Annotated in this window: 1 protein-coding gene; it reads left to right on the forward strand. The window is 44.5% G+C overall.

Features of this window, described 5'->3' with window-relative positions; genetic code table 11:
* Complete coding sequence (locus QMA12_RS12115) at positions 1 to 13,236, forward strand: SDR family NAD(P)-dependent oxidoreductase (RefSeq protein WP_290210252.1); 13,236 nt, start codon at positions 1 to 3, stop codon at positions 13,234 to 13,236.
* Positions 13,237 to 13,238: the final 2 nt, after the last annotated feature.

A 13,238-nucleotide genomic window follows, 5' to 3' on the forward strand; every position in this document is an offset into this window, starting at 1 on the left:
ATGAAATTAGTTAATGTCACATTGGATTCTCATGGTATTGCATTGGTCGAGATGCAAGACCGACAAAATAAAAACCTAGTCACTCTGTCGTTTATTGATGCGGTTTCAAACGCGTTACATCAATTACAAGATCAGGCCGAGTGCAAGGTGATTATTCTCACCGGCTATGACCAATATTTTTGCTGTGGCGGCTCTCAGGAAGGCCTGTACGCTATACAGCAAGGCACTACTGTGTGTACCGATGGCGTTCTCCATACATTACCACTGACAATTGATCTACCCGTGATTGCGGCGATGCAAGGACATGCGATTGGATCTGGCTGGATCATGGGGATGAGTTGTGACATCAGTATCTTCAGCAGTCAAAGTGTTTACCACTGTCCGTTTATGGAGCTAGGATTTACCCCCGGTGCTGGAGCAACTCGAATCTTTCCGTTACGTTTTGGTCCGCGCTTTGGGCGGGAAATATTGTTTGAAGCAAAAGAATACAAGGGCCGTGAATTACAAGCACGAAATATTGATTTTACCGTTGTTTCCCGCGACCAAGTTGTTGCGAAAGCTTATGAGTATGCCAGAGAACTTTGTCAGTATGACCGGGAATCCTTAGTTGAAAATAAGCTACGACTGGTCTCTGAGTTGAGAGAAGAACTTGAAGATGTATTTGCCAAAGAAATTGCGATGCATGAAAAAACCTTTGTCGGCAATCAAAAAGTTGTTGATAAAGTGATGCAGCGTTTTTCAGAGTCTGATCATGAAAAACAGAGTGAACAAGAACCACAACTCAATCAAGCCGTTAAAGTTGACAAAAACCAGCTAGAGAAAGACGTTGAGCAGAAAGTCATGTCAGCACTCGTGGAAGAGTTAGGTGAGTCAGTGAACGATATTGATGCGGAGGACGACTTTGCTAAGTTAGGAATGGATTCGGTTGTCGGTGTGGTTTTTGTTAAAAAGCTGAATGCCATGTTTCAAGCAAAAATCGACGAAAACTTAAAAGCGAGCGTATTGTACGAGTACAGCTCACCCCTAGCCTTAACTAAGCATATAGTGTGTTTATTGCCGTCGGAAGACATGATTGTTGAGGTCGTTAATCACGATCACCCAGAATCCCAAACAACGCCTAGAGATACTGCCGAAATAGCAGTCACGTCTACTCAGGAAAATCTGGAACGGACCTATCGGTTGCAAAAAGATCAGTTGCATAAAGATCTAGAGCAAAAGTCTTTGGAGCAAGAAGTTAAAAAACTCCTCGCTGAAGAACTGGGTAGTGAGGACCAATCACTTGACCTGTCACTGTCATTCCATCAAATGGGATTAGATTCAGTCACAGGTGTCAGATTTATTCGCTCTATTAACGAGGCCTTTCAGCTTAAACTAAAGGCCAGTTCTCTCTATGAATATGGTACTGCAAGGGAGTTTCTTGACAGTTTAATGGCTTTAACTAATGTTCAAAACTTGCAACCGAGTTTTGCCACGGAAAAACCTCAATCATCCGCTGAGACAAATCATTCAGTTGCACTTGAGGATTTAGCCAACATGGTGGCTGTTATCGGCGTTGCCGGGAAATTTCCCTTAGCAAACCAAGTCAAAGATTATTGGCAAAACCTTATGGATGGTGTCGATTGCGTTCGCACGGTACCTGACAGTCGTTGGCAAAGCAGTCATTATTTCGATGAAAGTGCCAAGACGGGATCCAACAAAAGTTATTCAAAGCGAATGGGCATGCTAGAAGGTATTGATGAGTTTGATGCCGCCTTCTTCAAGCTCACCTTTGCCGAAGCGGAAATGATGGATCCACAAGAGCGATTATTTTTACAATGCGCTTGGCATTGTTTAGAAGATGCTGGCTATACCCCAGAGCAGCTTGCTCAACAAAACTGCGGGGTTTTTGTGGGGTGTACTCCCGTTGCAGATTATCATGACAGGGTTGATGCCATTTATCTAAATAGTGCGATCAGTGGTTCGGTTGTGGCGGGTCGAGTTTCCTATTTATTCAATCTTAAAGGTCCCAGTTTAGCCATTGATACGGCTTGTTCTTCGTCTCTTACGGCGGTGGCACAGGCTTGTGAAAGTATCCGAACGGGTCAATCATCTACCGCGATTGCCGGTGGCTGCTCGGTTCTCGTCACTCCAAAAATGCATATTATGACCAGCAATGCCAATATGCTATCGAGAAGAGGTCGATGCGCTACTTTTGATCAAGGTGCCGATGGCTTTATTCCGGCCGAAGGTGCTGGCGCGGTGCTGTTAAAATCTGCTGAACAGGCTGTTAAAGATGGCGATAATATTTATGGTTTTATTTGCGGTTGGGGAATTAACCAAGATGGAAAAACAAATGGCATAACAGCACCCAACCCAGCATCGCAAAGCCGTTTAATGAGCGATGTGTATCAACGATTTGGCATTGATAAAAATCAGATCCAGTATTTGGAAACGCATGGTACTGGTACGGAGCTGGGTGATCCGATTGAAGTAGATGCCTTGTTAAAGACTTTCGCAGGTCGTTCTCCAGAACGTAAATGTGTTTTAGGCGCGGTTAAAGCGAATTTAGGACATCTAATGGCGGCTTCCGGCGTTGCTGGATTAATAAAAGTCTTGGGGGCAATCAACCAAAATATGATTCCTCCGAGTATTCATTTTCAATCGATTAACCCGAAGATAGAGCTTGACGATACGCCGTTTCAAATTGTCACGGAAGCGAGTCAGTGGCCTGAATCTAACACTGATCGAATGGCAGCGGTCAGTTCCTTTGGGTTGAGTGGAACCAATGCGCACTTGGTTGTTAAAGGACCGCTTGGTAGCGCCGATGAAAGTTGTCGAGCTAGCCAAACGCCGAATCAGTTGTCAAACCTAATACCTAAGGAGTGTCAAGGGTTCCTCCTGTCTGCTAAAAGTTTAAAGCGACTATTCCATTACGCCGCAGACTTTTTGCACTTTTTAAACAACGATTTTGCAGAAGCTGAACTGCCAAGTTTACTTTATACCTTACAAGTAGGCCGAGTCCCGATGTCACATCGACTGGTGATTGAAGCGAATGATCTTGAATCGATTCGACGTGGATTAAAACGATTTATCGAAAAGAATAGCTCGGACGGTATGGACATTTCTGACCTAGCACCGCAAGTGTGTTACTGCAACACCCTTGAAACGCCAAACGCATCTTTTTCTGATGTGGCCCCAAGTTCGTTTGCCCAACCTATATCACAGTGGTTGAATGGCGGCGCTATCGGTGACACTATCGGCAATATTATCGGCAACACTATCGACTGGCATGCATTGTGGACTGCCCATGGCAAACCTCCAAAAAGGGTCGCTCTGCCGGTTTATCCGTTTGAACCTGCGTCATTTTGGTTAGGCGATAGCCGTCGACCGGAGGTTATGAGTTTGCCAAGTTGGCAGCCGCTTTCGATTTCAGAAGATCTCAACACCGGAGACGACCAGACGATCACCGAGAACCGTCAAGCGACCAAATTATTTGCTCGACGTAAGATCGCCTTTTTGGATATTTCACCAACCTTACAAGATGCGCTCAAACAAAGTGTTGACTCCGAGGTGTTAGCTATAGAAGCAATACATGCCAAGAAAGACCAATGGTTTATCGACTTGGCAGTGGAATTATTTGCCTACGCAAAGGAGAGCTTAGCAGAACCTTCAAGACCCGAATTGATTCAACTATTGGTCGCCGCAGAGTCGCAAGCGTTAGATGCGGTGACTGCTTGTAATGGATTATTTAAAACTATCAAATTGGAAAAGCCTGGTTTGATCATGCAGGTGGTCATGCTTACCGAAGATGTTGATGCTAACCGGTTACTTAACCTATTATCTTTCACCGCCGCTTATGGTCAGGCTGGCGTATTCCAACTAAGCCAAGAAGGCATTCATCATAGGCAGTGGCAGTTACAGAATATTGCTGCATTACCAGAGCCACAAAAACGCTGGAAAAATCATGGCGTTTATCTAATCACTGGAGGACTCGGTGGGATCGGTCAAATATTTGCCAAAGATCTATTAAAGTCGGTACAGGGAACCAGACTTTATTTACTAGGACGATCCTCGTTAACCGGTGAGCGCTTAGAATCAGTTACCGCGCTGCAACGACTTTATCCCAAATCACAGATCGAATATCGATCAATTGACGTTAACGATGGCGGTGCCGTGTCTGAGTTACTGGCAGAAATTAAACGACAGCATGGCAAACTGGATGGCATTATCCATAGTGCGGGCGTGGCTAACGATGATTTTATTCGTCACAAAAGTCGCGCAAGTTTCGCCGCTGATTTATCGACTAAGGTAACCGGCACGGCTAATTTGGATCGCGCTTGCCAAGGATTAACGCTCGATTTCTTCGTTATGTTTTCTTCCATTGCCAGTGTGATTGGCAATGTCGGTCAAAGTGCATACGCGACGGCCAATTCGTTTATGGATAGCTTTGCGAACTATCATCAACTCCCTATGGATCGAAACAATGAAACGGCTGGTGGTCATTACCGAAAAGTATTATCCATTAACTGGCCTCTTTGGCGTGATGGTGGCATGTCAGTAGATTCCGTCACGCAACAAAGTCTCTACGACAACCTCGGTATGCAACCCTTAACGGCTCAGCAAGGCCTGTTTGCATTCCATTCATTACTATCCGCTGATGTTAGACAGGCGGTAGTGATGTCTGGCGATAAAAGTGCGATCAGTGACATATTGAATGAACAAAGTTCAGCGGCTAAACCGAAAGCATTAACAACGGAAAGTCGTCATGCCGGAGCGCAGCGACGCTCAGAACAAAAGCCAACAGAGCAATTGAAAAAACAACAGCCCACTCGGTTACAACCGAAGGACGCGTTATATGAACAAATTAATAGATCGTCAGCGGTTGTAAATGTTGATCTCCTTACCGCAAAGCTGAAAGGTATCTTGGAACAAGTCACTCGAATCCCCGCAGCAGATCTTGATGCTTTAGCGCCATTAGAAAACTATGGGATCGACTCGATTAAAGTGATGTCACTGAATCAATTATTAGCGCCCATTTTTGGCGAACTTTCTAAAACCTTGTTTTTTGAACACCAAAATATTAAAAAGGTAGCGCAATACCTATGTGATGAATATTCATCGAGCGTGATTCGCTGGTGTGAAGAAGGTGGACAGTATGAAGATGGACAGTATGAAGATGGACAGTATTATGAGTCGACGACAGATGATCATTTTAGCGCTGCAGCGTTGGATGTCGGTGTTAATGATACGGATATTGCCAAACCAAACTCAACCGAAGAATTAATGTCTGGCCGCGCATCAGTGGATGACGCGAAAGACATCGCGATTATCGGTTTAGCGGGGCAATATCCTGGCGCGAACAACCTAACGCAGTTTTGGCAAAACCTAGCCGAGGGAGTCGTATCGATTGAGGAAGTACCCATAGATAGATGGGATATGGAACAACTGTTTGAGCCCGATCCGATTCAATCGGCAAGAGAGCATAAGAGCTACTGCAAATGGGGCGGATTTCTCCATCAGTATGCAGAGTTTGATAGCGCATTTTTTGGGGTGTTACCCAAAGAAGCGCTCAATATCGATCCCCAAGAGCGACTTTTTCTGCAAAGTTGTTGGCACACCCTAGAAGATGCCGGATATCCACCACACCGATTGCAACAAGTTTGTGCTGGTCGAGTAGGCGTTTTCGCTGGAATTACTAAAACCGGCTATGAACTTTACTTGCCTGAACTTTGGAGATCTGGATCAGACTCGATCCCAAGAACCTCGTTTAGCTCAGTTGCAAATCGAGTTTCTTACTTGTTTAACTTGAATGGTCCAAGTTTTAGTGTTGACACTATGTGTTCCTCGTCGCTACTCGCGATACATTTAGCCGTTCAAAGTATTCGCAGTAACGAATGCGATATGGCCCTTGCCGGCGGTGTGAACTTGTATTTACATCCTTCTTGCTATGCGGTGATGAGTGCACAGCAAATGTTATCCAGTGACGGTCGATGCCATACCTTTGCTGATAGTGCCAATGGTTTTGTTCCAGGAGAGGGGGTAGGCAGTTTATTGCTGAAGCCAAAACAGCAGGCCATTCAAGATAATGACAATATCTATGGGATCATTGTTGGTTCGGCCACCAGTCATAATGGCAAAACCAATGGTTACACGGTACCCAGCCCAACAGCGCAAGCGGCGTTGGTCAGTGAAGCATTAAGGCAAGCGAGTTTAGCACCCTCAGACATCTCTTATATTGAAGCTCATGGTACGGGTACTCGATTGGGCGATCCGATCGAAGTGAATGGTCTGAAGCAATCATTTAGACAGTTTGCTAAACAATCGTCAGAAAGAAGATTGTCTGATAACCGAACACAGTTACATGCGTGCGCCTTAGGCAGTGTAAAATCCAATATTGGGCATTTAGAAGCCGCCGCTGGCATTGCTGGAATCACTAAAGTGTTGTTGCAGTTGAAGCACCAGAAATTAGTGCCTAGCGTTGGAGCAGAACCGCTGAATAGTCATATTGATTTTGCTGATAGTCCTTTTTATGTGCAAACTCATTTGAGTGACTGGCAGGTGCATCAAGGACAGCCTTTGCGGGCAGGTATTTCGTCGTTTGGTGCCGGTGGTAGCAATGTACATATGATCATTGAGCAATGGTCACCTGCAACACAAGCTTTGTCGGCCAGCTTTGAAATGCCGCCAAGCAAGACAGAAAATCTATTTGTCCTATCGGCGAAATCAGAATCACAATTGAAAGAATTAGTTCAATCTCTGCTGGTTGCGCTGGAATCCTTACCAGATACTCCTGACATGCTCGACCGAGTGGCCTTCACGCTTCAAGTAGGACGTCAACATCAAGTTTGGCGGCTTGCTGTTACCGCTTCGAGTTTAACCGAATTATCGGATAAAATGAGCCGGGTGAGCGGTGACCGTGAATGGAAGCAGCAGATTTTTTGGCTTAACCAATCGTTAGAAGCCATTGATGAGCTAACGAAACAGATTGGTGCTGAACAAATAAAGCAACACTTAACTCAGCAAAATTTCCAAGCTTTGAGTCGTTTTTGGTGCCAAGGTGTTGAACTAGATTGGCAAAAACTTTATGCCTATAGAGGATCGACACGAGTACCTCAAGTTATCAGTTTACCACTTTACCCATTTAGTAAAGAAAAATACAGGATTAAGACTGAAGGTATTACAAACAACGAATTAGAAAAAAAGGAACAAGAGTCTGACCGACTGAGCACTTACTTAGTGACGGACGATTGGGTGGATGTTCCCGCTACAACTCACTCGGAAGTCTCGTCAGTAAAATTTCAGGTTTTGGCGCTCGGTCTGGGCGAGTTAGAAATACAAAAATTAGAAGCTAAAAACACCGGCAATTCTATTGTAGTTCAGTCTCTCTGCAATAATAAGTTTAGTCAAGAGGTGTTGCCAGAAGAATGGTTTAGCGAAATATTTATTCGTTGCTTTAGACTCATTAAATCACTTGCGGAAAATAATCAACCACAACTTGATAGTGTGCTCTTGCTACATAAGTATCCTGAGGGCAGTTTACAACGCTTAGGCGTTCAAGCGGTTACTGCGTTACTTCGTTCTGCAAGCTTAGAAACTGGCTCACTTCAATTTCGCAGTGTCGAGCTGGATGATAAATCACAGCTTTCAATAGAGCAGCAGATTCATGAAAATCTGTTTGACTTGAATAATGATGAAGTCAGATACACTCATGGTAAACGTCAAGTAAGACAGTTTTTTCAACAAAACCTACCCACTAAAAATCGCGATATCACTTATCCTTGGCAAGATAGCGGCGTCTATTTAATTACCGGTGGTTCAGGTCAAATTGCGCAGCATTTTGCACGAGAGATTGCTAAGCAATGTCATGATGCAAAAATTATTCTGGCCTCTCGAAGCACACCTGAAAATACTGAGCGGTTAGCGAAAGAGTGTCAAGGATGTCAATTAATCTTTGAAACTCTGGACGTCGGCGACGAAGCACAGGTATTTCAAACCATCCGAAAAATTGTGCAGAACTTAGGGAAGCTTACTGGAATTATTCACTGTGCTGGTACCTTAAATGACAGCTACGCGATTAAAAAGAGCGAGCAAGAGTTTTTAACGACCCTAAAACCCAAAGTTCATGGGTTAACTTTTTTGGACAATGCGACTTGGAATTTGCCTTTAGAGCTTTTTGTGACTTGCTCATCAATTTCTGCAACTTTAGGTAACGTCGGTCAAACGGATTACGCTACCGCAAATGCTTTTATGGATCAGTTTTGTAGTTATCGGCAAAACTTAACCGCGCGCGGATTGCGTTCCGGTCGTACCTTGTCATTGGCGTGGCCGTTATGGGAATCCGGTGGCATGTCAGTGGATTATTCAGTTCAGTCGCAATTGCAAGATGCTGGACTAGGAATGTTGTCGCTTAAATCAGCTTGGCAATTCTTTTATCATGCGTGGACCCAGGACAAACCTGTGTGTCGTGCACTGGTGGCAAGAGACGAGGTGCTTGAAACTCTGATGAATCAGCAGCCAGGTTTAAAACTTGATGCTGCCATTGATTCTGACTTAACCTCGATGACCGAGTTTCAAGATCATTTGGTTGACCTATTTTGTGAAGAAACAGGGATAAACCCAGCGGACTTTTCCGTTGACCATGACTTCTCTCAAATCGGTTTAGACTCAATTGTCATCAACCTATTGAACAGCAAGCTCGAAGCCTGGTTAGGCGTTACCGATAAAACACTATTTTACAAACATAAAACCTTGGCTTCATTAGTCAGTGCTTTGTGGCCTAACTATTCTGAAAACCATCGAGAAAAAGTGGCCGGTCGCTTGAGTCAAAGTATGAGTCACAAAATTCGCCAAGATCACCGGAAAGACCCTGCGGTCAACTCCAAACAAAGCGGCTCTAAGATTGCAGTTATTGGTATGACTGGACGATTTCCCGGTGCGAAGAATATTGAGGAATACTGGAATAATCTACTTAATGCTAGGAATTCCATTGGCGAAATCCCCGTATCACGGTGGGACGTCGCAGCATTCTTTAATTCTGATCGAGACAAGGCGGTATTAGAAAGAAAAAGTTATTCCAAATGGGGAGGCTTTTTAGAGGGCTTTGCTCAGTTTGACACCGAGTTTTTTGGCATTTCTCCTTGGGAAGCTGAAAATATGGATCCCCAGGAACGATTATTTATCGAATGTTGTTGGAATGTTTTAGAAGACGCTGGTTATACTCCAAGCTCATTAAATCAGTCATGCGATCATCGCGTTGCTGTGTTTGCCGGTATCACTAAAACTGGATTCAATCTTTATTGCAATGATTATTGGGCCAAGGGTGAAGACGCGCGCTTCTATACCTCCTTTAGTTCGGTCGCCAATCGGATTTCTTATCTGTTCGATTTTCATGGCACCAGTATGCCGATTGACACCATGTGTTCATCTTCGTTGGTTGCCATTCATATGGCAGCGGATCAATTGCGTGCAAGAGAGTGTAACGCCGCCATTGCGGGAGGTGTGAATTTATATTTGCATCCATCGAGTTACGTGTTGTTAAGTGCGCAGCAAATGTTATCCAGTGATGGCATTTGTCGTAGCTTTGGTGTCGGCGGTGATGGTTTTGTTCCAGGTGAAGGTTGTGGCGCTATTTTATTGAAGCGACTCACTGACGCTGAGGCCGATAATGATGCCATCCTAGGTACTATTTTAGGGAGTCATGTCAATCATGGCGGTCGAACGCACGGTTATACTGTTCCTGATCCGGTCGCCCAATCGAAACTCATGGTGGAGGCCATTCGCAAAGCCAAGGTTCCGGCCAGTTCAATTTCCTACATAGAAGCCCATGGTACCGGTACCGATTTGGGCGATCCCATCGAAATTGAGGGAATAAACCTCGCATTTGCCGAGTTTGAAACTCAAGGCGACAAACGCAAGAGACCTTGTGTTATAGGATCCGTCAAAGCTAATATCGGACACTTAGAGTCAGCTGCGGGGATCGCTTCCGTCATCAAAGTATTATGTCAATTCCAAAATAGAATGTTGGTGCCGAGTATTAATAGCCAACAGCTAAATCCTAAAATTGATTTTAAAGCGGGTAACTTGATTGTCCAACAAAATTCTGAGCCTTGGTTTGGCACCGTGGAGGGGGGCAGTTCAACCCCATTAAGAGCCGGTGTATCGTCTTTTGGGGCGGCTGGGGTTAATGCGCATCTTATTTTAGAAGAGTATAGTCAACCAGAACTCTCTAGTAATCCAAACACTGCGGGTCTAAACATAATTGATCAAGACACAATTTATCGTAAGCAAATTGATCGGAACCAAACTGATCGAAATACCGAGGAAGCAACCACTCGCTTGATTATTTTATCGGCTAAGACTTTATCCGACTTATTTAGCCGAGTTAACAACTTGCAGCAGTGGATCTCGGAAAATAATCCAAGCGATCAGCAATTGGCTCGTTTGGCATACACCTTACAAACTGGCCGCGAGTCTTTTGATTATCGCCTGGTGTGTCAAGCGGCTACCTTTGCCCAATTGAATAAACGGTTATTCGACATAGTGACGGCTGGAGAAGATTCTCTTGTCGATAATCCTAATGTTTCTCGGACGCGTCAAGCAAAACAACAAACGGTCGCTATGGATAAATTATCCAGCGAGCTCACCATCACTGACCTTAATAAGTTAGCAGAGTATTGGCTGTCTGGAGGGCAAGTTGCGTGGCACAATTTATATAGTGCTCCTCAACAAAAGATAAGATTGCCAAGTTATCCATTTGCTGGCGATTCCTACTGGGTGAGTGATTTATCGTCAGCAGGCGTTGAAAACGATAACGTTAAGTTGTTTCAGGATGTTGGATTTAAAGTGAAAAAATCCAACCCGTTAGCGGACAATTCTCTGATACCAATGTCACTCAATCCTAATGCTTTTTATCTCAGAGATCACCTAGTCAATGGTACTCCAGTACTACCTGGTGTGGCTCATTTGGAAATTGCCGTACAAGCAACATTCGCAGAGTTTAATCGAGATTCGAGAAGCTCTACTCAAGTGATCCTCAATGATTTGGTTTGGGCTAGAGCGGTAGCAGTCAATGACGAAAAAGTTATCGGATTAACCTGTGAATTAACCAACGATAAACTGCAGGTTTCGATTAATGATTTAGGGCAAAGCGATATTTATTTTCAGTGCAAGACGCAGCTTGAAGCAAGTTCGTCAGCACCGGTTTTAGCGCTCGATAAACTGAAAGCTCATATTAATCAATTGACTCTGAAACAAGCGGAGTTGTACCCGCTTTATGAGCAATATTTAATTCAGTACGGAACCAGTATGCGTGCCATTCAACGAATGCATTTGGGAGCCGATGCTAGGCAACAACCTCAGGTGTTGGCGCAACTGTCATTGCCGGAATGTGTTCAACTCAGCAAAGAGGAGTTTCATCAGCATCCTAGTTTGTTAGATGGTGCGTTACAAACCACACTCGGATTGGTTTATCACGAACTGCAAAGTGATGAGATCAGTGCTGTGCTACCCTTTGCCGTTGATCAAGTGCGCGTGTTGAAGCCACTTGAATCAGAACTTTGGGTGTGGACACGATACGCTCAAAGTCAATTGTCGGAAGGTGAAACACGTAAAGTGAATATGGATATTTGTGACTCTTCCGGTGAAGTGTTAGTGCAATTGATTGGATTGGCGATGCGTGCCCATCGACTCGACTTGCAACCGCCGAATTTCGATCAAGATATCAATGAAAATAATAAGCGGCCGAGTTTATTAGCGACGCGAGAATTGAACATGGTGCCCGTTTGGGAGCGAGTCGATCGATTACCCTCTGAGGTAGGCAGCAACACAAATATATCTGCGCTTGAGAGTGATTCTGGTATTAAGGCTTTTTGTATCGCATCTTCGATCGAAGTTCTTGATGAACTTAGCGACACATTTAAAACTGACAAAGGTATTTTGCTCAATCCTGAACAGACGGTTGAAGAGTTAACGCAGATATTAACTCAGTTGTTAGCTGGTAAGTCTATTGAACAACTCGTTTGGGCTTTAGAACCTGCCCGAGGTACAGAAGCTAAGACTGACGCAATGAGTCAATCATCCGACGCTTACTATGGGTTTAAACTGGTCAAAGCGTTATTGTCTTTAGGTTATGAGAATAAGCCAATGCAATGGTTGGTTTATAGTCGACACGCTTTCTCATACAAAAGCGATTTGACTAACGGAGACTCGCGCAGATTTATACGTCCGCCAGCAACGCCGGCTTTCCACGCTGCCCTGAGTGGATTTTTAGGTAGCGTTGCAAAAGAGTATCCTCGTTGGGATATAGTGCATTTAGATAGCGATGGTGATAACCCCTTGTCTTCGTTGAGTCGCGACTGGTCACTGAGCCGAACCGTTGCTTCGCAAACAGAAAACTATCGAATGTTTGCGATTAGAAAAGGTCATTGGTACCAACAAGAACTTAATCACTTTGAACCACCAGTTTCGGATTCATCGGTGGTCGTTGCTAACCCAGGATTCAAAGAAAACGGCGTATACCTGATTGTCGGAGGTGCCGGTGGCATAGGGATGGAATTTAGCCAATATTTGGTAGCGACGTATCGAGCTAAAATCATTTGGTTTGGCCGCCGACCAATGGATGCAGATATCAACCATCGACTCGATAAGTTAGCGGCTCTCGGCAGACGACCAACTTATTACTCGGTGGATGTTACCGATTTTCACGCTGCCGAAATTGCGGTACATCAAATGTTAGCGCACTATCCGTCGATTAACGGCATTATCCATAGTGCAGGGGTCATCAAAGATAAAAGTCTCGCGCGCATGACCGATGAAGAGTTTCTGTCGGTACTTGCCAGCAAATCCGATATCGCGATCAATATCGACCGATTGCTGCATGGAAAAGTCACCGATTTTGTGTTGTTTTTTTCTTCCATTCAAAGCTTTGGTAAAGAAGCGGGGCAAGCCAACTACGCAGCGGGTTGCCAGTTTCAAGATAACTTTGCTGCTCAAATAGCACCTTATTACCCATGCCCAGTGCGAGTGATTAACTGGGGGTTTTGGAGTGGTGTCGGTATGGGAGCTGACGAATACTTAAAAGATCGAATGGCTCAATTGGGCCTCGCATCCGTGACCATTGAGGATGCTGTTAAGGTTATTGAGCAGGCGCTGAGTCAACCTGCCAAACAAACCATTTATCTAAAAATTAACCGTGAAGATTTACACGCTGAATTAGTTAAGGCTAAGAAGTCGAGCTTGCCTGCACAAGTAGAGGAATAACA

Source organism: Pseudoalteromonas sp. APC 3893 (genome assembly GCF_030408095.1).
Classification (GTDB): Bacteria; Pseudomonadota; Gammaproteobacteria; order Enterobacterales; family Alteromonadaceae; genus Pseudoalteromonas.